Origin of the sequence: Comamonas sp. BIGb0152, assembly GCF_024809975.1 — a bacterium.
Lineage (GTDB): Bacteria > Pseudomonadota > Gammaproteobacteria > Burkholderiales > Burkholderiaceae_C > Comamonas.
The window spans coordinates 112,488-136,325 of record NZ_JANUDY010000001.1 but is presented as its reverse complement, the minus strand read 5'-3'; the positions used below and the strand labels follow the sequence as shown (position 1 = coordinate 136,325).

20 protein-coding genes are annotated in these 23,838 nt (G+C 63.1%); 10 read left to right on the top strand and 10 right to left on the bottom strand.

Annotated elements, in window-relative coordinates; genetic code table 11:
* Window positions 1-33: 33 nt before the first annotated feature.
* Window positions 34-1,059 carry an ABC transporter substrate-binding protein gene (locus M2375_RS00635; RefSeq protein ID WP_259163306.1) on the bottom strand — a complete coding sequence of 342 codons (1,026 nt, stop codon included), beginning with the start codon at window positions 1,057-1,059 and terminating at the stop codon, window positions 34-36.
* Between the two features lie 255 nt (window positions 1,060-1,314).
* On the opposite strand from M2375_RS00635, the gene M2375_RS00630 reads away from it, so the two are divergent.
* Complete coding sequence (locus tag M2375_RS00630; RefSeq protein ID WP_259163305.1) at window positions 1,315-1,968, top strand: flavin reductase family protein; 654 nt, start codon at window positions 1,315-1,317, stop codon at window positions 1,966-1,968.
* Between the two features lie 91 nt (window positions 1,969-2,059).
* Here M2375_RS00630 and M2375_RS00625 read toward each other — a convergent pair whose 3' ends face one another.
* Together M2375_RS00625 and M2375_RS00620 are read right to left on the bottom strand one after the other, a co-directional pair.
* Window positions 2,060-2,698: a hypothetical protein gene (locus tag M2375_RS00625; RefSeq protein WP_259163304.1), complete on the bottom strand. Its 639-nt coding sequence runs from the start codon at window positions 2,696-2,698 to the stop codon at window positions 2,060-2,062.
* A 236-nt stretch (window positions 2,699-2,934) separates the two neighbouring features.
* Window positions 2,935-3,990 (bottom strand): LacI family DNA-binding transcriptional regulator, encoded by a 1,056-nt coding sequence (locus M2375_RS00620; RefSeq protein WP_259163302.1) that lies wholly within the window; start codon window positions 3,988-3,990, stop codon window positions 2,935-2,937.
* 116 nt (window positions 3,991-4,106) lie between these two features.
* Between M2375_RS00620 and M2375_RS00615 the strand changes: the two genes are divergently transcribed.
* The 5 genes from M2375_RS00615 to M2375_RS00595 all read left to right on the top strand — a co-directional run bounded on the left by M2375_RS00615 (window position 4,107) and on the right by M2375_RS00595 (window position 10,398).
* Entirely contained in the window at window positions 4,107-5,126 is a 1,020-nt protein-coding gene (locus M2375_RS00615) for a TRAP transporter substrate-binding protein (RefSeq protein WP_259163300.1), read from the top strand.
* A 38-nt stretch (window positions 5,127-5,164) separates the two neighbouring features.
* Complete coding sequence (locus M2375_RS00610; RefSeq protein ID WP_404979254.1) at window positions 5,165-7,051, top strand: TRAP transporter large permease subunit; 1,887 nt, start codon at window positions 5,165-5,167, stop codon at window positions 7,049-7,051.
* 129 nt (window positions 7,052-7,180) lie between these two features.
* Entirely contained in the window at window positions 7,181-7,720 is a 540-nt protein-coding gene (locus tag M2375_RS00605) for a VOC family protein (RefSeq protein ID WP_259163299.1), read from the top strand.
* 30 nt (window positions 7,721-7,750) lie between these two features.
* On the top strand, window positions 7,751-9,028 hold the full coding sequence (locus tag M2375_RS00600; protein ID WP_259163297.1) for a ribulose-bisphosphate carboxylase large subunit family protein: 1,278 nt from the start codon (window positions 7,751-7,753) through the stop codon (window positions 9,026-9,028).
* 5 nt (window positions 9,029-9,033) lie between these two features.
* Window positions 9,034-10,398, top strand: coding sequence for a four-carbon acid sugar kinase family protein (locus tag M2375_RS00595; protein WP_259163294.1), 1,365 nt, complete (start codon window positions 9,034-9,036; stop codon window positions 10,396-10,398).
* A gap of 148 nt (window positions 10,399-10,546) precedes the next feature.
* On the opposite strand, the gene M2375_RS00590 is transcribed toward M2375_RS00595, so the two are convergent.
* The 6 genes from M2375_RS00590 to M2375_RS00565 form a co-directional block, all read right to left on the bottom strand.
* A complete protein-coding gene (locus M2375_RS00590; protein WP_259163292.1) occupies window positions 10,547-12,850 on the bottom strand; it encodes an NADP-dependent malic enzyme in 2,304 nt (767 codons plus the stop codon).
* Window positions 12,851-12,953: 103 nt separating this feature from the next.
* Entirely contained in the window at window positions 12,954-14,441 is a 1,488-nt protein-coding gene (locus tag M2375_RS00585; protein WP_259163289.1) for a nucleobase:cation symporter-2 family protein, read from the bottom strand.
* 241 nt (window positions 14,442-14,682) lie between these two features.
* Window positions 14,683-15,954, bottom strand: a complete 1,272-nt coding sequence (locus M2375_RS00580; protein WP_259163288.1) for a M20/M25/M40 family metallo-hydrolase — start codon at window positions 15,952-15,954, stop codon at window positions 14,683-14,685.
* Window positions 15,951-17,726, bottom strand: a complete 1,776-nt coding sequence (uraD, locus tag M2375_RS00575; RefSeq protein WP_259163286.1) for a 2-oxo-4-hydroxy-4-carboxy-5-ureidoimidazoline decarboxylase — start codon at window positions 17,724-17,726, stop codon at window positions 15,951-15,953. Before uraD ends, M2375_RS00580 begins: the two co-directional genes overlap by 4 nt.
* A 68-nt stretch (window positions 17,727-17,794) precedes the next feature.
* Window positions 17,795-18,754 (bottom strand): allantoinase PuuE, encoded by a 960-nt coding sequence (puuE, locus tag M2375_RS00570; protein WP_259163285.1) that lies wholly within the window; start codon window positions 18,752-18,754, stop codon window positions 17,795-17,797.
* Window positions 18,751-19,428, bottom strand: coding sequence for a GntR family transcriptional regulator (locus M2375_RS00565; protein WP_021027041.1), 678 nt, complete (start codon window positions 19,426-19,428; stop codon window positions 18,751-18,753). The genes puuE and M2375_RS00565 overlap by 4 nt, the downstream gene beginning before the upstream one ends.
* A gap of 92 nt (window positions 19,429-19,520) precedes the next feature.
* Here M2375_RS00565 and uraH point away from each other — a divergent pair, with 92 nt between their 5' ends.
* Both uraH and M2375_RS00555 read left to right on the top strand, forming a co-directional pair.
* Window positions 19,521-19,871, top strand: coding sequence for a hydroxyisourate hydrolase (gene uraH / locus M2375_RS00560; protein ID WP_133854778.1), 351 nt, complete (start codon window positions 19,521-19,523; stop codon window positions 19,869-19,871).
* A 195-nt stretch (window positions 19,872-20,066) separates the two neighbouring features.
* Window positions 20,067-20,651 carry a YSC84-related protein gene (locus M2375_RS00555; protein ID WP_259163284.1) on the top strand — a complete coding sequence of 195 codons (585 nt, stop codon included), beginning with the start codon at window positions 20,067-20,069 and terminating at the stop codon, window positions 20,649-20,651.
* A gap of 72 nt (window positions 20,652-20,723) precedes the next feature.
* Here the strand turns inward: M2375_RS00555 and M2375_RS00550 are convergent, their stop codons facing one another.
* Window positions 20,724-21,305 carry a hypothetical protein gene (locus M2375_RS00550; RefSeq protein WP_259163283.1) on the bottom strand — a complete coding sequence of 194 codons (582 nt, stop codon included), beginning with the start codon at window positions 21,303-21,305 and terminating at the stop codon, window positions 20,724-20,726.
* A gap of 64 nt (window positions 21,306-21,369) precedes the next feature.
* On the opposite strand from M2375_RS00550, the gene xdhC reads away from it, so the two are divergent.
* Window positions 21,370-22,173: a xanthine dehydrogenase accessory protein XdhC gene (gene xdhC / locus M2375_RS00545; protein ID WP_259163282.1), complete on the top strand. Its 804-nt coding sequence runs from the start codon at window positions 21,370-21,372 to the stop codon at window positions 22,171-22,173.
* A gap of 300 nt (window positions 22,174-22,473) precedes the next feature.
* The gene (locus tag M2375_RS00540; protein ID WP_259163280.1) at window positions 22,474-23,706 is read left to right on the top strand and encodes a urate hydroxylase PuuD; all 1,233 of its coding nucleotides are present in this window, start codon (window positions 22,474-22,476) and stop codon (window positions 23,704-23,706) included.
* The last annotated feature ends 132 nt before the right edge of the window (window positions 23,707-23,838 follow it).

The following is a 23,838-nucleotide window of genomic DNA, read 5'->3' as shown; positions in this document are numbered from 1 at the left end:
GGGAGCGATGCGGTGGAGAAGGCGAGGGATGGCTTACTTTTTGGGTAGCACATCCAGCACGGTGGCCGATGGCAGAAAGCTGCCGTTCCAGACGTCTTCGGCCTTGACGCGGGTTTTGGTGCCATAGGCGTCGGAGACCTGCGCGGCCATCAGGCTCAGGCGGCTGCTGTCGAGATGGCCAAAGCCTTCCTTGCGGGCATCGGCGCTGTTGATGACGGTGTCGATAGCCAGCTGCAGGCGGCGCGTCTCCAGCGCCACATTGACGATGCCATCACGCGCCTTGACGGACTGGATCGCCTGGGCCGGGTTGGCCATCACGCCCTTGGCGCCTTGTGCAAAGGCGGTGAGGAACTTCTTGATCGCCTCGGGCCGCTCCTGGATCATCTTGGGGCTGGCGATGATCACGTTGCCGTAGAGCTTGACGCCATAGTCGGCGTACTGCATCACCACCACGTCGCTGGCCTTGGCGCCGCGCGCCTCCAGGTTCAGCAGGCTGGTGAAGGTGAAGCCGGTGATGGCATCGACATCGCCGCGCACCAGCATGGTTTCGCGCAGGGGCGGGTCCATGGCGGTCCAGGTCACATTGCCCACGCCGTTGGCTTTTTCAAAAATAGGGAAGGCCTTGCGACCCGCATCAAACACCGGGGCGCCGAGCTTTTTGCCTTTGAGGTCGGCCGGGGTTTTGATGCCCGACTTTTTGAGCGCCATTACCGAGGCCGGCGTGTTGTTGTAGACCACCATGACCGCGACCGGCTTGTTGGGCGCATCGGGGTTGTTGGCATGGAACTCCATGACGGATGCCAGGTCGGCAAAGCCCATGTCGTAAGCACCTGAGGCCACGCGCTGGACGGCGCCCCCCGAGCCATTGCCCGAATCCACGCTCACATCCAGCCCCTGTGCCTTGAACAGGCCTTGCGCTACCGGCTGCAAAAAGAAGGCGGCGGGCCCTTCAAAACGCCAGTCGAGCTGGAACTTGATGGGCGTATCTGCCGCCTGGGCCGCGCCCCAAGAGAGCGCCAGAGCGGCGACGGTGGTCTTCAGAAAACTGCGCTTGTGCATGGGGAGCCTCCGATGTTGCATACAAGGTCGTTTGCAAGATCGGTGCCAGTTTGTAAGCCCCTCTACTGGCGGGCGTTGCTGCACCAGGCTGGTGCAAATGCAAGACGGCGAATGTGGATGCGTGCACGCGCTGATGCAGGGCCGCGCATCTGCTTGGTGCAGCTTGTATACATGCTTGCTCGGCTACTGCAGCAGCCACGGCCCGGCATGGCAATTGCAAGCAGAATGGCTCATTCCGACGACAAGAGAGCGCAGATGACCGAGATCGACTTTGCCCAGCTGGGCACCTACGAACGCTACAAGCTGATGGCCAGCCTGATCGTGCCGCGCCCTATAGCCTTGGTGACGACCTTGGGCGCAGACGGCACCGTCAACGCCGCCCCATTCAGCATGTTCAACATGATGGGCGAGGACCCGCCCGTGGTGATGCTGAGCGTGAACAAGCTACAAGATGCGGCGCAAAAAGACACCGCCACCAACATCCTGCGTGACCAAGAGTTTGTGGTGCACATCGCCGACGAAGCCATGGCCGCCGCCATGCACCGCTGCGGCGACCGCCTGGCCCCGCACGAGAGTGAGCTGGACCACACGGGCCTGACAGCGACCCCCTCCCAAAGCGTGCGCCCCCCACGCATCGTGCAAGCCCCCGTAGCCTTTGAGTGCGTGCTGCACGAAACCCTCGAAACCGCGAGCCGCTATGTCTTCATCGGCCGCGTGCAATGGCTGGCCGTGCGCGACGGCCTGGTCGATACCGAAAAATGGCGGGTGCGCCTGCAGGAGTTTTTCCCCGTCGGGCGCTTTGGCGCGAGCTTTTATATCAACTGCCGGGAGCGCTTTGCGATTGAGGCGGGTGAGGGGTTGGCTGCCGCGCAGAGTGGGGTGGGGAGTACGGCGATTGATGAGATGTGAGGGGCGGGGCTCTTGTTAATCTTCAAAATGCTTCGGTCAAGGAAAATTGAAGAATGCCAGATTTCTGGTGGCGGGTTAAAAGAGGCATCTATCATGCCCCCGGAATTGTCTTTTCTACATGGAACTTGGCTAGTTCTTTGAGCGTGAAAGTCCTGTTATCTTTAAGTGTTCGCTCGAATTCGGCGTGTCGCTTAAACCACGATTCGTCTAGTGGATAAAAGGTCTTTACTGACTCTGAATACTGCTCAATGACCACAACCACCTTTCGATTTCCGAATTCTGGCAGTTCAGCAAGAAACCGGTCTTTATCTATCCGCCGGATCTTTCGAAGGAGAATTGAGTCAGCTGGCTCCTCAGTGGGGTTGAGCTGTATAGAGTTCCGAATTTGCTCTTCATCTTCGGAACATTCTTCTGGCTCCCTTTTCAAGTTCGCAATTCCGTAGCGAATCGCCAAAGTCACGTTAGGATGGCCTACACAGTTGTATTGATAGGGTTCGGTTTGGGTATCTGCATCGCGGTGAGCGATACGTCCATCTTCGGCAGCCTGGGCTGCATCTTGTTCATCTTGCTTGCTTTTCCTTCGTTGGTTTCCATTGCGGAGCCAACTGAAGATCATCCATAGTCCCACTCCAAGGAGAACATATTTAATGGATATGTACTTTCCGAGGAGGCTCAAGCACGCCAAGACTATAAAGACAGTTAAACAGCCGGATTCTGATTTTTTGGACATTGTGCGGTGGGAAAGATGCTTCGAGAGCTAATGTAATATAAGCCACGTCGTTGCTTTGGCAATATCTGGTGTTAGCTGGCGAAGTTGGCCAACTGAACTGCGACTGCCACTCCCAGACAGATGTTGAAGGTCACAACACGGCCGACCGCCATAACCGACCTGAGTCATTCACTCCTCAGAGCATGAATCCTGGGTGGAAATCAAAGATCACTGCGTAAAACCTAGCACGTTCCCCCTCAAGGCAAATTCTCCCGAAAAATAACCTGACTGCGCACGATGTCCACCGCCGTCATCGTGTCGAGCTGGTCGCGCAGATTGCTGAACATGCGGATGCAACTCATGATGATGCCCAGGTGGCTTTGGGTGATGACGGCGTCCATGGTGCCGTTGATCAGCAGGGCGCGGGTGTCGGGGCTGAGGCCGTGGCCGATGAGGACGACCTGGTGTTCGCGGCCGGCTTCTTGCAGCGCGCGGCCTACGCCATCTGATGAACCACCGATGTTGTAGATGCCGGCGATATGCGGGTGGCGCTGCAGCAGCTCCTTGGTTTGTTGGTAGTTGCGGGAGGAGTCGTCATAGCTCTCGCGCAGGCCCAGGATCTGCATGTCGGGGAACTGCTCGGCATGCAGTTGCAAAAAGCCGCCCTCGCGCTCCTCATGCGCCAGGTAGCTGCGCGATCCTGCAATCAGCGCAATTTGCGCATCGCGGCGCTGGCTGCCGATAAAGCGGGCCAGCAGGTAGGCGGCGGTGCGGCCGGCGGCCCGGTTGTCCAGCCCCACATAGGCAATGCGGGCGCTGTTGTCCAGGTCCGAGATGACGGTCAAGGTCGGCACACCCCGGTCGGCGAGTTGCTGCACCGCTTCGCGCACGGCAGGGTGCTCAATCGCCATAAAGGCGATGCCTTGCACGCGCTTGCCCAGGCGCAGCAAGGTGGCGGCCAGCGCTTCGGGGTTGAAGCTTTCTACATATTCCACCTGGCATTTCACATTGAACGGCGCCTGGTGGCTTTCTGAAAAACCAATCGTGTCGCCCAGCATGCGCAGGTAGGGGTTCTGCCCTTGGGGCAGCACAAAGGCCAGCTTCCAGGGTGCGGACTGGGGCGCGGCATCGGCCAAGGCATCGGGCAGGTAGCCGAGCGCCTGCGCGGCCTGGCGCACTTTCTGCACGGTGATGGGGCGCACGCCGGGGCGCTGGTTCAGCACCCGGTCGGCGGTGGCGGTGGACACGCCCGCCAGGGCGGCCACGGTTTTGAGCGTGAGGCGCTGCGGGGGCGTTGCAGGGTGATTAGGCATCAGAAAACATCAGATTCAATCATTTTGTGGGTTTGACTATAGCAAGAGGTTTGCATATCTTCCAATGTGAGATCTGTGCCATTACATCAATTCAAATCAAATATTAGGAGACAAGCATGACCGAACTCAGCCGCCGTTCCCTCATCAAGGGACTGACCGCCTTGCCTGCCGCAGGCATGGTGTCGGGCTTTCCACGGATCGCGCGGGCGGCCGAGTTTTCGCTCAAATACGGCAACAACCTGCCGCTCAGCCATCCGCTCAATGTCCGCGCGCAAGAAGCGGCCGACCGCATCCGCAAGGAAAGCAATGGCCGGGTGGAGCTGGCCATCTACCCGAACAACCAGCTGGGTGGTGACACCGACATGCTGTCCCAGGTGCGCTCGGGCGGGATTGATTTCTTCACGCCTTCGGCCCTGGTGATTGCCACCTTGGTGCCGGCAGCCGCCATCAATGCGGTGGGCTTTGCGTTCAACAACTACGACCAGGTCTGGAAGGCCATGGACGGCCCGGTAGGCACCATGGTGCGGGCCGAGATCGCCAAGCGCAAGCTCTATGCGTTCGAGAAGATGTGGGACAACGGTTTCCGCCAGACCACCAGCAGCAAGGGCGCGGTGCAAAGCGCCAAGGACATGGATGGCCTCAAGATCCGCGTGCCGGTGAGCCCCATGCCGATTGCGATGTTCAAAGGCCTGGGCGCCGCACCGGCCAGCCTGCAGTTCTCCGAGGTGTACTCTTCTCTGCAGACCCGGATTGTGGATGCGCAAGAGAACCCGCTGCCCATCATCCAGGTGGCCAAGCTGTACGAGGTGCAGAAGTACTGCTCGCTGACCAACCATATCTGGGATGGCTACTGGTTTATTGCCAATGGCCGCATGTGGGAGAGCCTGCCGGCCGATGTGAAGAAGATTGTTGCCACCGCCATCAACGATGCGGGCATGGCGCAGCGTGGTGATATCAGCCAGCTCAATGCCTCGGTGCAGGCCGACCTGGCCAGCAAGGGCCTGCAGTTCAACCAGCCGGATGCGGAGAGCTTTCGTGCCGCGCTGCGCAGCTCGGGCTTTTACAAGGATTGGCAAGGCCGGTTTGGCAAGGACGTGTGGAGCCTGCTGGAAGGCGCCGTCGGCAAGCTCGCGTAAGCGCTGCTGCTTTACCCGTCCTGAATAAGAGCTTTTCCATGTCCCACTCTGTATCCTCCGCCCAGGCGGATCTCTTGACTGCGCCCCCCGACAACCCATGCGCAACGCTGGCCCGGGGCGTTGACCGTGGCCTGGGCGCCATGGTCGAGACTGCCGCCGCCGCCTTGGTGCTGGCCGAAATCATTGTGCTGTTTGCTGGCGTGGTGGCGCGCTATGTGTTCCACCAACCGCTGGTCTGGTCCGACGAGCTGGCCTCGCTGATGTTTCTGTGGCTGTCCATGCTGGGCGCTGTGGTCGCCTTGCGCCGGGGCGAGCACATGCGCATGACGGCCTTTATCAACAACGTGCGGCCGGGCCTGCGCGCAGCGCTGGAGGCCTTTGCGCTGGCGGCATCGCTGGCCTTTTTGCTGATGGTGCTGGGGCCCGCGTATGAGTATGCGGAGGAAGAGGCCTTTATCACCACGCCGGCGATGGAGCTGAGCAATGCCTGGCGCGCTGCTGCGCTGCCGGTGGGCATGGGCCTGATGGCCGTGGTGGCCTTGCTGCGCCTCATGACGCAGACGACCTGGCAAAAGGCGCTGGCAGCCGTGGCCTTGGTGGGGGCGCTGGTGCTGCTGTTCTGGCTGTGCCAGCCGCTGTTCAAGAGCCTGGGCAAGTTCAACCTGGTGATCTTTTTTGTGCTGGTGGTGGCGGGCACGGTGTTCGCGGGCGTGCCGATTGCGTTCTCCTTTGCGCTGGCCACCTTTGGCTACCTGGCGCTGACCACGCGCACACCGCTGGTGGTGATGGTGGGGCGCCTGGATGAGGGCATGTCGCACCTGATCATGCTGGCCGTGCCGATGTTCATTTTTCTGGGCTCGCTCATAGAGATGACCGGCATGGCCAAGGCGATGATCCAGTTTCTGGCCAGTCTGCTGGGGCGCGTGCGCGGGGGCCTGTCCTATGTGCTGATTGGCGCGATGTACCTGGTCTCGGGCATTTCCGGATCGAAGGTGGCCGACATGGCCGCCATTGCACCGGTGCTGTTCCCCGAGATGAAAAAGCGCGGCGCCAAGGAGGGCGATCTGGTGGCGCTGCTGTCTGCGACCGGCGCGCAGACGGAGACCATTCCACCGTCCATCGTGCTGATCACGATTGGCTCGGTCACCGGCATATCGATTGCCGCGCTGTTTACCGGCGGCATGCTGCCTGCGGTGGTGCTGGGCGCAGCGCTGTGCTGCGTGGTGTGGTGGCGTTACCGCAAGGAAGACCTGAGCGGTGTCGAGCGCTTTAGCGGCAAGCAGATTGGCCGCTTGCTGGTGATTGCACTGCCGGCGCTGGCCTTGCCCTTTGTGATCCGCGCCGCGGTGGTGGAAGGCATTGCGACGGCGACCGAGGTCTCCACCATCGGCGTCATCTATTCGGTGGTGGTGGGCCTGTTTATTTACCGCTGCTTTGACTGGCGGCGTTTGAAGCCCATGCTGGTGGAGACCGCCTCGCTGTCGGGCGCGATCATGCTGATTGTGGGCTGCGCCACCGGCATGGCCTGGGGGCTGACGCAGTCGGGCTTCTCGTCCGATCTGGCCAAGGCCATGACCAGCATGCCCGGTGGCAGCTGGGGCTTTCTGGCGATCTCCATCGTCTGCTTCATCGTGCTGGGCAGTGTGCTCGAAGGCATCCCGGCCATCGTGCTGTTTGGCCCGCTGCTCTTCCCCATTGCCCAGCAAGTGGGCGTGCATGAAGTGCATTACGCGATGGTGGTGATTTTTGCGATGGGCATTGGCCTGTTTGCGCCGCCGTTTGGCGTGGGCTACTACGGCGCCTGCGCGATCAGCAAGGTCAATCCCAACGAGGGCATTCGCCCCATTGGCGGCTACATGCTGGCCCTGTTCATCGGGCTGCTCTTTGTGGCGGCCATCCCCTGGATTTCTACCGGCTTTCTGTAAACAGGTTCTAAGCGGGCTGCGGTCCGTGGCCCGCTTCTCGGTCTTTGTCTGCATCGCGTGCACACCACGTGAGGCAGCGCCTATGCCATCAACGAAACAACCAACGAAACAACAAACGAAGGACATGCAATGAGTCGCTTTTTGGGAGAAATCCGCCAGCTGGGCTATGTGGTCAACGATATCGAAGCTGCGATGCAGTACTGGAGCGAGACCTTGGGCGTGGGCCCCTGGTTCTACAACCCGCAGGTGCCCATTGAGAACTACCAGTACGCGGGCGAGCGCTACCAGCCGCACAACTCGGTGGCGCTGGCCAACTCGGGCTTTGTGCAGGTGGAGCTGATCCAGGTGCGCAACGATGTGCCGTCGATGTACCGCGACTTTTTGCGCGCCGGCCGCACGGGCCTGCAGCATGTGGCGTACTGGACCACCGACTACGACGCCGATCTGCAGCGCTTGCTGGCGCAGGGCTTCAAGCCCCAGATGAGTGGCGAGGTGGGCAAGAACGGCCGCTTTATCTACTTTGACACCGAGTACCACCCGGGCACGGTGATCGAGCTGTCCGAGGTGATGGGCCCCAAGGGACGGATGTTTGACCTGATCCGCGCAGCTTCCCAGGACTGGGATGGCCAGAACCCCGTGCGCCCTTTCCCTGACCTCAACACCCTGTGATGGCCGGCCCGCCCTGGGCCTGGAAATGCGATGAAATCTACCCATTTTGAAGCCAGCTACCTGATCGAGACGCCGCTGGCGCCCGAGGCCGTTGCCGAGGTGATGGCCGGTGAGCAATCCTGCGGCACCTTTACCCGCGTGGCCGGCGAGACCGATGACCTGCGGGCACGTGCCCGTGCCCAGGTGCTGCAGGTGCAGCCGCTGGGCAGCGTGCAGCGCCCCAGCCTGCCCAATGCCTGGCTGGCGCGCCAAGGCTATGGCGAGGGCGCTAACTGGCAGCGTGCCCGTGTGCGCATTGCCTTCCCTATCGCCAATGTGGGGCCCAACCTGCCCACCTTGGCCGCCACGGTCAGCGGCAATCTGTATGACCTGGGGGAGGTATCGGGCCTGCGGCTGGAGAGCCTGGACTTGCCGCCGGACTACCGCGACCAGTTCGATCTGCCGACCATGGGTGTGGCCGGCACCAGGCGCAGCATTGGTGCCAGCGAGGGCGCGATGGTGGGCACCATCATCAAGCCCAATGTGGGGCTGTCGGCCCAGCAGACGGCCGACCTGGTGCGGCAGCTCTGTGATGCCGGTGTGGACTTTATCAAGGACGATGAGGTATCGGCCAACCCGGCACATGCACCGCTGCAGGAGCGCATTCCTGCGGTGATGCGCGTGATCCGCGAGCACCGCGAGCGCACCGGCAAATGGGTAATGGTGGCCTTCAATATCACGGACGAAACCAGTGCCATGCTGCGCCATGCCGACCTGGTGCAAAAGGAGGGCGGCAGCTGCGTGATGGCCAGCATCAACTGGTGCGGACTGTCGGGCATCCAGAGCTTGCGGCGCCACACGCCTTTGGCGCTGCATGCCCACCGCAATGGCTATGGCGCACTGTCGCGCGACCCGATGCTGGGCATGGGCTACCAGGCCTACCAGAGCTTGTGGCGCCTGGCCGGCGTGGACCATGTGCATGTGCATGGTTTGCAGGGCAAGTTTGCGCAGCCCGATGCCGAAGTGGTGGAATCCGCGCAGGATTGCCAGCGTCGCCTGTCGGCCGCGCAGGATGACCGCGTGCTGCCCGCGTTCTCATCGGGCCAGTGGGCGGGCACGGTGCCGGCCACCTGGGCGGCGCTGCAAAGCGATGACCTGCTGTTCATGTCGGGCGGCGGCATTTTGGCGCACCCGGATGGCCCCGCTGCCGGTGTCGTGAGCATTCGCCAGGCCTGGGCCGCCGTTAGCGAAGGCAGCAGCCTGGAGGACTATGCCTGGCATGCGCCGGAGCTGGCCCGGGCGCTGCAGTTTTTTGGCAAGCGCGGATAGCCGGCATGCTGGATACCTTGCTGCGCGGCCAGCCCGCCGTCGTCTGGTATGGCGATGACTTTACCGGTGCGACCGACACCTTGGCCACGGTGGCGCAGGCGGGCCTGCGTTCTCTGCTTTTTCTGGAGGTGCCGACTGAGGCGCAGCTCGCCAAAGCCGGGCCCTTGCAGGCCATCGGCATTGCCGGTGCAGCCCGCAGCCTGCCGCCCGCTGCAATGGCCGCAGCGCTGGCGCCGGTGGCGCAGTTTATGGCCGCCAGCGGCGCGCCCGTGTTGCACTACAAATGCTGCTCCACCTTTGACAGTGCCCCGCATGTGGGCAGCATTGGTGCGGCCGTGGCGGCGCTGCGCAAGGTGGCAGCGGCTTCGCCTGCGTTCATCGTTGGCGGGCAGCCCAATATCGGCCGCTTTTGCGCCTTTGGCAATCTGTTTGCGCAGGCCGGGCCGGGGGGCGCGGTGCAGCGCATTGACCGCCATCCCACGATGCGGCAGCACCCCGTCACCCCCATGGACGAGGCCGATTTGCGCCTGCACCTGGCCAAGCAGGGGCTGGCCGATATACGGTTGCTGAGCACCCGGCAGCTGGAGCTGGCGGGTGGCGATACGGATGTGCTGCAGCGTTGGATGCAGGCACAAGAAGCGCGAGAGGGAGAACGCCCTTCGCCGGATGCCTGGCTGGTCGACCTGGTGCACGAAGCCCAACTGCCCCAAATTGGCGCGCTGCTGTGGGCGCATGCGCAGCAGTCGCCGTTGCTGGCCGTGGGGCCGAGTGGTGTGGAGCAGTGCCTGCTGGCCGGCTGGCGCCAACTGGGCTTGTTGGGCGATGCGCCAGTGGCTCGCCTGCTGGCACCCGCGCAAGGCCCCGTGTTGGTGTTTGTCGGCAGCCTGTCGCCCGTATCCAGCCAACAGATTGCCGCCTGCCAGCACTATGACAAGCACGAGGTGGATGTGGGGCGGCTGTTGGCGGAGCAGGGCTATCTGCCAGCCTGCGCTGCGATGCTGGCCCATGGGCTGCTGCAAGGGCGCCCTATGCTGGCGCACACCAGCCGACCCGATCAAACCCTAAACGCTGCGACCACCGCAGCGGTGGCACAACGCAGTGCGCAACTGGTGGCAGAGACCTTGCGCCTGGCCGCTGCACAGGGCCAGCCCTTGCGGCGCCTGGGGATTGCGGGCGGCGATACCTCCAGCCTGGCGACGCAGGCGCTGGGGCTGTGGGGGCTGGCGTTCCACAGCACCTTGGCGCCCGGGGTGACCTTGAGCGTGGCGCGCAGCGATGACCCGCGCATCGATGGGTTGGAGCTGATGCTCAAAGGCGGGCAGATGGGCGATGCGCAGCTGTTCGACCGCCTGGTGACGGGGGCGGGCTGAGCGGCGCAGCGGGCTGGTTGAAGACCCGCATGCAACCCAGATGGCAGACGTAAAAAAGCCCCAGGCGCTGTGCCTGGGGCTATCTTTTTGTGGGTTGTGCAGCAGGTGTGCAGCGCAAGCAAAGGCGCGGCCTGGGCCGCGCCAGCGCTTACTTGCCTTCCTTGCGTGCTTGCGCTTGTGCAGCAACCAGGGCCGTCATGTTGACCACGCGGCGCACGGTGGACGAGGGGGTCAGCACATGGGCGGGTGCCTCGCTGCCCAGCAGGATGGGGCCGATGGTGGTGCCATGCGCTGCCGTGGTCTTGAGCACATTGAACAGAATGTTCGCGGCGTCCAGGTTGGGGCAGATCAGCACATTGGCTTCACCGGTCAGGCTTGACTCGATCAAGGTGCGCTCGCGCACGTTCTCGTCCAGGGCAGCGTCGCCATGCATTTCGCCATCGCATTCGATGTCGGGGTTGGCAGCGGCGAACAGGTCGCGGGCAGCGCGCATCTTGAGCGCCGACTTGCGCAGCGACGAGCCGTAGTTGCTGTGCGACAGGAAGGCCACCTTGGGGGGCAGGCCAAAGCGCTGCACCTCTTGCGCGGCAAGCTTGGCGATCTGGGCCAGCTCTTCGGCGGTGGGGTCTTCGTTGATGTAGGTGTCGGCGATGAACAGGGTGCGGTTTTCCAGCATCAGCGCGTTCACGGTGGCCAGGCGGTTGGCGTCGGACTTGTGGCCCAGGACGTCTTCGATATGGCCCAGGTGCCTGTCAAAGCGGCCCATCACGCCGCAGAGCATGGCATCGGCATCGCCCAGGTGCACCATCAGTGCGGCGATCACGGTGTTGGAGCGGCGCACGGCAGACTTGGCTACCTCGGGGGTCACGCCATTGCGGCCCATCAGCTGGTGGTAAGCCTCCCAGTACTGGCGGAAGCGCGGGTCATCCTCGGGGTTGACGATGTCCACATCCTTGCCCAGTTGCAGGCGCAGGCCGGCCTTGGCAATGCGCGCTTCGATGACGGCGGGGCGGCCGATCAGGATGGGCTTGGCCAGGCCGTCGTCGACGGCCACTTGCACGGCGCGCAGCACGCGGTCGTCTTCGCCTTCGGCGTAGGCCACGCGTTGCACGTTGGCCTTGGCTGCTGCAAAGACCGGGCGCATGAACATGCTGGTTTGGTAGACGAAGCGGGTGAGGTTCTCACGGTAGGCTTCGATGTCCTCGATCGGGCGGGCTGCCACGCCGGACTCTTGCGCGGCCTTGGCCACGGCGGGCGCAATGCGCAGGATCAGGCGGGTGTCGAACGGGGTGGGGATCAGGTAGTCGGGGCCGAACTTGAGCTCCTTGCCCTGGTAGGCGGCTGCCACTTCGTCGCTCACGTCTTGCTTGGCCAGGGCTGCGATTTCGCGCACGCAGGCGAGCTTCATGGCTTCGGTGATCTTGCTGGCGCCGCAGTCAAGCGCGCCACGGAAGATGTAGGGGAAGCACAGCACGTTGTTGACCTGGTTCGGGTAGTCCGAACGGCCGGTGGCGATGATGCAATCCGGGCGAACGGCCTTGGCCAGCTCAGGGCGGATTTCTGGCTCGGGGTTGGCCAGTGCCAGGATGATCGGCTTGTCGGCCATGGTCTTGACCATGTCGGCGGTCAGCACGCCAGGGGCGGAGCAGCCCAGGAACACGTCAGCGCCGTTGACCACGTCGGCGAGGGTACGGGCTTCGGTCTTTTGCGCGTAGCGGGCCTTGGACACATCCAGGTTGCCGGGGCGGCCTTCGTAGATCACGCCCTTGGAGTCCACCATGAAGATGTTCTCGCGCTTGACGCCCAGGCCTACCATCACGTCGACGCAGGCAATGGCGGCAGCGCCCGCGCCGGAGACGGCGATCTTGACGTTGCCGATTTGCTTGTCCACCAGCTCCAGGCCGTTGAGCAGTGCGGCGCTGGAGATGATGGCCGTGCCGTGCTGGTCGTCATGGAACACCGGAATGTTCATGCGCTTGGACAGCTCTTGCTCGATGTAGAAGCACTCGGGTGCCTTGATGTCTTCGAGGTTGATGCCGCCCAGGGTGGGTTCGAGGCTGGCGATGATGTCGATCAGCTTGTCGGGATCGCGCTCGGCCAGTTCGATGTCGAACACATCGACGCCGGCGAACTTCTTGAACAAGCAGCCCTTGCCTTCCATCACCGGCTTGCTGGCCAGCGGGCCGATATCGCCCAGGCCCAGCACGGCGGTGCCGTTGGTGATCACACCGACCAGGTTGCCGCGCGAGGTGTAGTCCGCTGCCAGGCTGGGATCGGCTTCGATGTCCAGACAAGGGTAGGCCACGCCTGGCGAATAGGCCAGCGACAGGTCACGCTGGTTGGACAGCGGCTTGGTGGGGGTGACGGAGATCTTGCCCTTGCTGGGGCTGCGATGGTATTCGAGTGCGGCTTCGCGCAGTGCCTGTTCGGCGGCGGACAGTTGTTGTGCCATAAGAGTGAGTCAATCCAGTGTGTACCAAGCGGATGATAAAGGCGCAGGCCCATCCCTATGGGGCAGTGGGCCTAAGTTTCGATGCTGCACCGCAGCAATCTTGTCAGTGGGCATCTGCTTGCTGCGCAGCCTTGATGATCTGGGCCTGGTCGAGTTTGGCGCCGTTGAAAAACAGGTTCAAAGCGACGGCGCTGATCGACGCCAGCAGGATGCCCGATTCGATCAGCGGGTGGATGGCATGGGGCATCCATTGGCGGAACTGCGGCGCAATCAGCGGGATCATGCCAAAGCCGATGGACACGGCGACGATCATGGCGTTGTAGCGGTTATGGCGAAAATCTACATTGGACAGGATGCGGATGCCGGTAGCAGCCACCATGCCGAACATGACCAGACCTGCGCCGCCCAGCACCATCGTGGGCAGGGATTCGACCAAGGCGCCCAGCTTGGGCAGCACGCCCAAAATGATCAGGATGAAGCCACCAGCCACGCAGACAAAGCGGCTTTGGATGCCGGTGACGGCCACCAGGCCCACGTTTTGCGAGAAGCTGGTGTAGGGGAAGGTGTTGAAGATGCCGCCCAGCAAGGTGCCCAGGCCATCAGTGCGCAGGCCCCGGGTCAGGTCTGCCGGGGTGACCTCCTTGTTGGTCATGTCGCCCAGCGCCAGGAACATGCCCACCGATTCGATCATCACGACGATCATCACCAAGGTCATGGTCAGGATCAGGATGGGGTCGAACACCGGCGTGGCGATCTCGAACGGCATGACAAAGTCGAACCACTCGGCATGCGCCACTTTCTCGTAGGTCATCAGCCCCATGGCCGTGGCAACCACGGCGCCAATGACAATGCCTGCCAGCACCGCGATATTGGCAAAAAAGCCCTTGGCAAACTTGGTGATCAGCAAGATGGAAACCAGCACCAGGGCCGAGATGCCAACGCCGCTCAGATCGCCATAGCGCGGGTTGGGGACGGAGGGCAGAATGGCCAGGCCATGCGGAATGGGCGGCAAGGCTGAACCTGGGGCGCCCGCCGCCACCTGGGCGTTTTGCAGCCATTTGACGTGCTCGGGGTTGGGCACGGAAGGCGCTGTGGGCCCGACCGGGTTGCCAAAGATCCAGTTGATGCCCACGCGCATCAGGCTGATGCCGATGACGGTGATGATGGTGCCGGTGACGACCGGCGGGAAAAACCTCAGCATGCGGCTGACAAGGGGTGAGATGAGTATCGAGATGACCCCCGCCCCGATGACCGAGCCAAAGATGAGCCCTGCGCCATAGACGCCGCCGGTGGTCTGCGCCATCGAGATCATCGGTGCCACGCTGGCAAAGGTCACACCCATCATCACCGGCAGCTTGATGCCAAACCAGCGCGTGGCTCCCCAGGCCTGGATCAGGGTGACCAGGCCGCAGACAAACAGATCGGCCGATATCAGCTTGGCAATCTGGTGCGAATCGAGATTGAGCGCGCGGCCCACGATCAGAGGCACGGCCACGGCCCCCGCGTACATGACCAGCACATGCTGCAAGCCCAAGGTGGTGAGCCGCCCCAGCGGCAGCATTTGATCGACCGGGTGTTTATCCGTTTGCATGTCTTCACTCCTCATCGGGGGAACTTGATTGGTAGAGGTAAGCCTTAAAAATCCATACAAAAAGTGTATACAAATGATGGCTGGCGGCCACCCCCTGATTACCCTCAAGCGCTGGCCCAGATGGCTGGGATTTGCCCGCTGGCATGCTGGTGCACACCAAGAAAACCGCCCCCAAGCGGCGGGCTTGGGGGCGGTTGGTAAGGGGATGTTTTAGCGGGCCTTAGGGCCCGCCTGCGTTGGCTCAGGCCAACAGATCGACCAGTGAGCGGGCGATGACCTTGGTGGCGCGGCGCAGGTCTTCCAGATCGAGGCGCTCGTCGGCGCGCTTGGCATGGCTTTCCAGCACGGTGCGCGGGCCGGCGCCATAGATCACGCCGGGAATGCCGCGCTCCACATACAGGCGCACGTCGGTGTACAGCGGTGTGCCAACAGCAGGGGGCTTCTCACCAAACACGGCCTCGCCATGGGTCTGGATCGCATCGACCAGTGGCTGGTTGCCAGCCAGTGGTGTCATGGCATTGGCCAGCAGCAGGCGCTTGATGTCCACGCGCACGGCATCATCACCGCGGTAGCCGCGCTCGGTGTTGAAGCGCTCCATCGCGTTGGCGATGACCTGGCGGATATGGGCCTCCACGGCGACCGGGTTCTCCTCGGGGATCATGCGGCGGTCGATCTTGAGCATGACCTTGCCGGGGATCACATTGGTGTTGGTGCCGCCCTCGATGCGGCCAATGTTCAGGTAGGGGTGCTTGATGCCCGCGACCTGGGAGCTGACCTTTTGGTAGGTGGTGTTTTCCGCATACAGGTCGTTCATGATGGCCACGGCGGCCTGCAGCGCATCCACGCCGGTGTGCGGAACGGCGGCATGGGCCATCTTGCCGTGTACGGTGATCTCCATCTGCAGGCAGCCGTTGTGGGCCACCACCACTTCGTAGCTGAAGCCGGCGGCCACCATCAGATCGGGCTTGGTCAGGCCTTTTTCCAGCAACCAACCGGGGCCCAGCAGGCCGCCAAACTCTTCGTCGTAGGTAAAGTGCAGCTCCACCGCGCCCTGGCTGGGCTTGGCCACGGCCTCCAGTGCGCGCAAGGCGTAGGTGAAGGTGGAGAAATCGCACTTGCTCACCGCAGCGGCGCGGCCGTAGAGCTTGCCATCCACAATGCGGGCGCCATAGGGGTCATGCGTCCAGCCTTCGCCGGGCGGCACCACATCGCCATGGGCGTTGAGGGCGATGGTGCGGCCCGAGCCGGCCGCGCCAAAGGGGCGGCGCACGATCAGGTTGGTGATCGAGGTCATGCCATAGGCTTCGACATCGGCTTGGGGCACCACATGCTTTTCGGCGGTGTAACCCATGGCCTGCAGCAGCTCGGCGGTGCGCTCGGCGTGGGGGGTGTTGTCGCCAGGCGGGGTGTCGGTAGGCACTTGCACCAGCTTCTGGAAGAACTGCACCTGCTCGTCAAAGTGCTGGTCGATCCACTGGTCCAGGGCGGCGTAGGTGGCGTTGTTCGTGGTCATACGGTTTCGTTTTCTAATTGTTGAAGGACGTGGCTGAAGCTGTCTATCGCCAGCTGCATGTCATCGGCGGTGGATGACTCCAAAGGGTTGTGGCTGATGCCGCTGTTGAGGCCGCGCACAAAGAGCATGGCCTGGGGCATGATCTCGTGCAGCTTCATCGCATCGTGGCCGGCGCCACTGGGCATGCGGAACAGCGGCAGGCCTTGGGCGGCCACCGCCTTCTCCCAGCGCTGCTGCCAGGCGGGCGCGCTGGGCGCGGCTGCGGCTTGCATGGTTTGCTCAGCGCGGTAGCGCAGCCCGCGTTTTTGCGCGATGGCTTCGAGCTGGGCCATCACATCGCGCACCAGCGCGTCGCGCTGCGGATCGGTGGGGGCGCGCATGTCGATGCTGAACTTGCACTGACCGGGCACGACGTTGATCGATCCGCTGGGCACTTCGAGCATGCCAACGGTGGCGACCGAATCGCCATCTTGCGCGGCGCGCTGCTCGGCATACAGCATTAGCTCGGCCACGCCGCAGGCGGCGTCGCGGCGGCGGTCCATGGGCGTGGTGCCGGCATGGCTGGCCATGCCAAGCATTTCGCAGACATAGCGCGAGCTGCCGTTGATGGAGGTGACGATGCCCAACGGAATATCCAGCTCGGTCAGCACCGGGCCTTGCTCGATGTGCACCTCGATAAAGCCCAGGTACTGCGAGGGATCGCGCTGGATCTTGGGGATGTCGTCAATGCACAGGCCGGCATGTTGCATGGCCTCGCGCATGGTGATGCCGGCGGCATCGGCCTGGTCCAGCCACTGGGGGTTGAAGTGGCCGATCAGCGCGCCCGAGCCCAGGAAGGTGGCCTTGTAGCGCTGGCCTTCTTCTTCGGCAAAGGCCACCACTTCGATGCCAAAGGGCATGCGCTTGCCGGCGCGGTGCAGCTCGCGCACGCAGGCCATCGGCACAAAGATACCCAGGCGCCCGTCGTACTTGCCGCCGTTGCGCACGGTGTCGTAATGGCTGCCGGTGAGCAGGTACTTGCCGCCTTCTTGCGCGGGGCGGTAGCGGCCCACCACGTTGCCGACCGCATCGATCTCGACTTCGTCAAATCCACTGTCGCGCATCCAGTGGCTGATGCGTTGGGCGCAGGCGCGGTGGGCATCGGTCAGGTAGGTGACGGTGAGCTGGCCTTTTTCGGCAAAGCCCTCGTCGCTGTGCTGGGCCAGGCGTTCCTGCCAGTCCCAGACGTCATTGCCCAGTACCGGCTCGTAGCCAAACTTGTCGTTCAGGCGTATCTCGGCAATGCGGTGGATATTGCGCAGGGCCTCGTTGCGCTCAAAATCCGGGTGGTGGTTGAGGCGCCTTGCAAAGGTGGCGATGATGTCCTGCTTGAGCAAGCCAACACCGCGTGGCCCGCGCACCGCCAGGATGAAGGGGAAGCCAAAGCGTGCGTTGTAGTCCGCATTGAGCTGCTGGATCTGCGCAAACTCCTCAGGCGTGCACTGGGTCAGGCCGGCGCGGTTTTGCTCCAGGGCGGATTCTGCTGTCAAGGTGTTGGCCACCATGGCCTTGCCCGCCAGCTCGGGGTGGGCGCGGATCAAGGCCAGCTGGGCATCGACCGGGGCCTGGGCCAGCACGCGCACCATCGCGTGCTTGAGCTGGGCGAGCGAGGCAAAAGGCCGCTGGGCCAGCGCGGCCTGGGCAATCCAGGGCGAATGCTCGTACAGCCCATCGAGCATGGCCAGCGCCGCATCGGGCGTGGCTTGGTTGAGTTGTTCCAGGGTCAGGGCCATGGTGTTTCCTATCGAATGGATGGAGTGCTAGCGCTTCTCTTCGCTCCGGCGTGGCGCTGTGTCATCTTTCAAAGCGTGGGGGCGGGAAAGTGCTGGGCCCAGTGGCGGGCAATATCGATGCGCTTGCAGACCCAGACGTTCTGGTGCTGTTGGATATGGTCCAAAAAGCGCTGCAGGGCGGTGATGCGGCCCGGGCGGCCCAGCAAGCGGCAGTGCATGCCGATGCTCATCATCTTGGGGCGGTTCTCGCCGGCCGGGTCGCCTTCGGCATACAGCACATCAAAGCTGTCCTTCAAGTACTGGAAGAAGGGATCGGCGTGCGAGTAGCCCTGGGGCAGCGCAAAGCGCATGTCGTTGCAGTCCAAGGTATAGGGCAGGATCAGCTGGTGGGCAGCCGTGCCATCGCTTTTGCCCACCTTCATCCAGAAGGGCAGGTCGTCGCCGTAGTAGTCGCTGTCGTACGCAAAGCCGCCCAAATCGGCCACCAGGCGGTGGGTGTTGGGGCTGTCGCGGCCGGTGTACCAACCTAGGCCGTGCGTGCTGCGGCTGCCGTAGAGGCTGTGGAAGATGTCCATCGCCTGCTGCATATGGGCGCGCTCGACCTCTTCAGGCGTATTTTGGTAATGCACCCACTTGAGGCCGTGGCAGGCCACCTCATGGCCCAGATCGGAGAACGCCTGGGCCAGCTCGCGGTGGCGCTGCAAGGCCGTGGCCACGCCAAACACCGTCAGCGGCAGGCCGCGCTTTTCAAATTCGCGCAGCAGGCGCCACACACCAGCGCGCGAGCCGTATTCATAGATGCCATCCATGCTCATGTGGCGGTCGGGGTAGGAGGCCGGGTTGAACATCTCCGAGAGGAACTGCTCGCTGCCCGGGTCGCCATGCAGCACATGGTTTTCGCCGCCTTCCTCGTAGTTCAGCACAAACTGCACCGCAATGCGTGCGCCCTGGGGCCATTGGGCATGGGGCACATCGCGGCCGTAGCCAATCAGGTCGCGGGGGTAGGGGGTGGTAGCGTCGTAGGTCATAGCGTGATCGAGGACAGAGCCATGGATAAATCGTTGCTGGGAATCTCGCGTTCGAACTGCAGGCCTTGCTCCACATGCTCCAGGTGCGCGATCATCAGTTGCACCGCGCCTTCGGCATCCTTGCGGGCGAGGGCCTGCACAATCTCTTCGTGCTCCTCGTGCGAATGGGCGGCGGCGCTGGCCGACTGGTACATCAGGGTGATCAACGCGCAGCGTGAGATCAGATCGCCCAGCAGCTGGGCCAGCACATCGTTGCCCATCAGCTCAGCCATGCGCACATGGAAGTCGCCCAGCAGCTCGGTGCGCTCGGTGACATCGGCACGGTGCACGGCAGCGGCTTCTTGCCGCACATGCTCGCGCAAGACCTTGATCTGTTTGGGTGTGACGGTTTCGACAAAGCTGCGGGTCATCTGCGCTTCGAGCATCTTGCGCACGGCAAACACCTGGCGTGCTTCGGTCACCGAAGGGGTGGACACAAAGGCGCCGCGTGCGGGCTCCAGGGTGACCAGGTGGTTTTGCGACAGCTGAAACAGCGCCTGCCGCACCAAGGTGCGCGATACGCCAAAATGGTCCGCGAGCTTTTGCTCGGCCAGCTTGGTGCCCGGCAGCAACCGGTGCTCGACGATGGCACGGGTGAGGGCTTGGGCGATGGTGGACGTTGAGGTGGATTCCATGTCAGGATAGTAGGCCTAATGACAAAAAGTGTATACACTTTTAGTGCACATCACCAGTCCGATCTTACCCAGAATCATCAGGAGATTTACCTATGGGCCTGAGCACCCACGTTCTTGACACCATGCACGGCTGCCCCGCTGCGGGCATGGACATCGCGCTGTACGCCACCGACGGCGGCGAGCTGCGCCTGATCCGCCGCGAAACCCTGAACCACGACGGCCGCACCCAAACCCCCTTGTTTGACAACGCGACCTTGCGCCCCGGCACCTACCGCCTGAGCTTTGAAGTGGCGGCCTACTTTGCCGCCAAGGGCGTGGAGCTGCCCAGCCCCAACTTTCTGAACCAGGTGAATTTGGATTTTGGCGTGGCCCATGCCGACCAGCACTACCACGTGCCGCTGCTGGTGAGTCCTTGGAGCTATTCGACGTATCGGGGGTCTTGAGGCCGCTGGCCTGCTGCGGTGGCGAGCCTTGACCTGTCTCAAGCACGCATCGCCAAAACTGTAGGCCGAAGCCGCAAGTTGTATCTGCGGCCTGCCAGCGTCACCAGGTGTGGCTACTATCTGCTCCTAGGTGCGCCGCTGTATCCATGGCGGGGCAAACCTGATCGAAATAACACCAGATCAAAAGGAGTAGGTATGCAACGTTTTTCTATGCGCACCCTGGGTGTAGCTGCTGCGGTGGTTGCGGGAGCTCTGTCGATGGCGGCCTGCACGGTCACCAAGCCTGACACCAACAATGCGCCACGCGCCGATGAGACGTCGGTGGATGCGCGTACCAATGCAGCGCTGGAGCGCCTGTACCAGACGGCGCCGGGTTCCAAGGAGCTGGTGGCCCGCTCCAAGGGTGTGCTGGTGTTCCCGTCGGTCATTGGCGGCAGCTTTGTGATCGGGGTGGAGCATGGCCGTGGCGTGCTGCGCGTTGGCAACCGCAGCGACAGCTACTACAGCACGACCGGCGCGTCGATTGGCTGGCAGGCCGGTGGCCAGTCCAAGGCGGTCATCTATGTGTTCAACACGACAGAGGCGCTGGAGAAATTCCGCCAGAGCAATGGCTGGTCGGTGGGCGCAGATGCCACCGTGGCCGCTGGCCGTATAGGCGCCAATGGCAGCGTCGACACCACGTCGGCCCAAGCCCCTGTGACCAGCTTTGTGCTGAACAATGCCGGCCTGGAAGCTGGCGTGTCCTTGCAAGGTGCGAAGATCACCCGTATCAAGGAATAAGACAAGGCCTTAGGGCTTTGAACAGGAACCGGCCAGCAGGCCGGTTTTTTTGCGCCTGGCTTTGGCTGGCCCTCAGCGCTGGCCTTCGCTCAAGGTGTGCAGCTGGAACTGGCCGGATGCATCCCACAGCCAGGTATCGGTGTAAGAGACCATGACCTCGCCGTCGGCCAGGTGCGTGGGGGCGGGGAACGGCGCCGCCGCCCGCACCAGTGCCTCAATCAGGGCTGGTACCTCTTGCGCCTGTGCGGGCTCGCGCATCCAGTTCAGCTCCTGGATCTGGCCGTCTTCATCGAGCAGCAGCTCCAGCACCCCGATGGCATAGAGCATGGGCGGCAGCATGCCCGGGTAGATGCGCTCGGGGTAGCGGGCATACAGGTGCTGGGCACAGTGCTTGCGGTAGGCCTCTTCATCGGCGGGGTTGCCGTCCGTGCCGGGAGCCTCTTCTTGTGCGCCGTCGGTGCGCGCAAGGGGACTGCGCCGGTCTGGCAACTCGGTGTGGCGGAGGGCAATATCACCCTCTGAATCTCGGTCAAGCGTCTGGGTCGCGGCGTTTGCCGATGCCTGTGCAGGTGCAGGCGCTGGCGCCCTGGGCGGTATACGAAAAAGCGTATGCCAAAGGCGTGACAGCAAGGAGGTGGGTGGTCGATCGCTCATGGTACAAATCTGTCTATTGCGGCTGTGCAGCACGGCAGGCCGTATTTTCATCATGGAACAAGGCATGCCGGTACTACAGCAATTGTTGGGGCGCCTCGCGACGCAGGATGCCTGTCTGGTACAGGTGGAGTCTACACAGGGATCAGCACCGCGCGATGCCGGTGCCTGGATGGCCGTGTTTGCCCAGGACCAGTTGGGCACGATTGGCGGCGGCCACCTGGAGTGGCTGGCGGCCAGCAAGGCACGCGAGCTGCTGGCCAGCGGTGGCGCGCCTTTGAGCGAGCGTTTTGCGCTGGGCCCCCGGCTGGGTCAGTGCTGCGGCGGTGCGGTGCAGCTGCGTTTTCAGCGCATTGCGCAGGCCGACAGCGAGCCCCTGGCGCAGCGCCTGGCCCCCGATTGCAGCCCGGTGGCGGTGTTCGGGGCAGGGCATGTAGGCGCAGCCTTGGTGCAGGTGCTGAGCAACCTGCCTTTGCACATCACCTGGGTGGACAGCCGCGAGGCGCTGTTTCCGCCCGAGCTGCCGTCCCATGTGCAGGCCGAGTATTCCGACCCCATCGAGAGGGCGGTGACAGATCTGGCCCCAGGCAGCAGTGTGTTCATCCTCACCCACGACCACCAGCAGGATCTGCGGATCACCCAGGCCTGCCTGCAGCGCCAGCGCGACCATGGTGATCTGAACCTGATCGGGCTGATCGGCAGCGCCACCAAGCGCGCCAGCTTTGCACACCGGTTGGCCGAACGGGGTTTTGCCGACGATGAGTTTGCCCGCATCACTTGCCCGATTGGCGTGCCCGGCATCCAGGGCAAGGCGCCGGAGGTGATTGCGATAGCGGTGGCTGCCCAGTTGCTGCAACACCTGCAAGGCTGAGCGGCGCCGCCTCCGCTTTTGCTGCATTGCATCAGGGTTTTATCTAGGGGACTTGCGGCTTTTTGCCGACCAACGGGCGGCAGAAATTGCATACACTTTAAGTCTACAAAAGGTCGCAGCGGTGCCCCGGTCATGACGATGATGGCTGTGGATTGCGGCCTGTCTGCTGCTCAGATCGCCCGCCGTGGTGAGCAGGTTCAACAAGTCGCCAGCATCCAACTGCTGGTGTCTTGACGAGGAGAGCGGGGTACAACCCCCTCCCTTGCACTGGCAGCCCCCACGCTGCCAAGGATGAGAGCAATGGAAGGCTATATCCTCGATTGGGCGAACCTGTTGTTGCGCTGGCTGCATGTGATCACAGCCATTGCCTGGGTGGGCTCGTCGTTCTACTTTGTGTTTCTGGACAGCAGCCTGACCCCGCCGGAAGACGAGGACCTGAAAAAGCAGGGCGTCAGCGGTGAGTTGTGGGCCGTGCATGGCGGGGGCTTCTACCACCCGGTGAAGTTCAATGTCTCCCCGCCCAAGCTGCCGGACCACCTGCACTGGTTCTACTGGGAGAGTTACACCACCTGGCTGTCCGGCTTTGCGCTGTTGACGGTGTCTTACCTGTGGAACGCCAATATCTACCTGGTCAACCCGGCCGACCCGAATGCGATGAGCGCGCCGCTGGCGGTGTTCGCGGCGCTGAGCTTTCTGGCGGTCTTCTGGCTGCTGTATGACGGCATCTGCCGCGTCTTTGGCTTTAAAAAGCATGGCGACGCGATTGTGGGTGCGATGGTGCTGGTGCTGGTCTGCATCGCCGCTTACCTGGCCTGCCATATTTTTCCGGGCCAGGCAGCCTTCTTGCTGATGGGCGCGATGCTGGCCACCTCGATGAGCGCCAACGTGTTCTTCTGGATCATCCCGGGCCAGCGCACCGTGGTGCGGGCGCTGAAGAACGGCGACCCGGTCGACCCCATCTACGGCAAGCGCGGCAAGCAGCGCAGTGTGCACAACACCTATTTCACCTTGCCGGTGCTGTTTGCGATGCTGTCCAACCACTATGGCTGGCTCTACAACCAGAAGTACAACTGGCTGGTGCTGATCGGCATGATGTTTGCCGGTGCGGCCATTCGCCAGTTCTTTGTGCTGCGCCATGGCCACAAGCTCGGCCGCAACAAGCACCCCTGGCCTTATGCGCTGATAGGGGTACTGGTAATTTTGGGTGTGATCGCCTGGCTGCGGCCCGGCCCCAAGCCGGCCGTGGCGGCCACGGCCGCTCCCGCCAGCCAGCCCGCCGCCGGCGCCGTGCCCTATGGCGAGGTGGCCAAGGTGTTTGCCCAGCATTGCGTGCTGTGCCACAGCGCCACCGGCCTGGCGCAAAAGAATGTGAAGCTCGACAGCCCCGGCGAGGTGGCCCAGCACACCCAGCAGATCTACCAGCAGGTGGTGCTGCTGCGCAAAATGCCCTTTGGCAACCCCGATGGGCTGAGTGCGGACGAGCGCGATCTGGTCAAGCGCTGGTTTGAATCAGGTGCCGCGACGGCGCCCTGAGGGCAGCTGCAAGGGGGTTGGGCAAGCGCCCGGCGCGGCGAAGCCCGACTACAGCCCGGGCCTGCGGATCGGCGTAGGATACGCGGGTTGGGGCATGCCCAAGCCCCTCTTTGCGATGGGCGGCCGGGGATG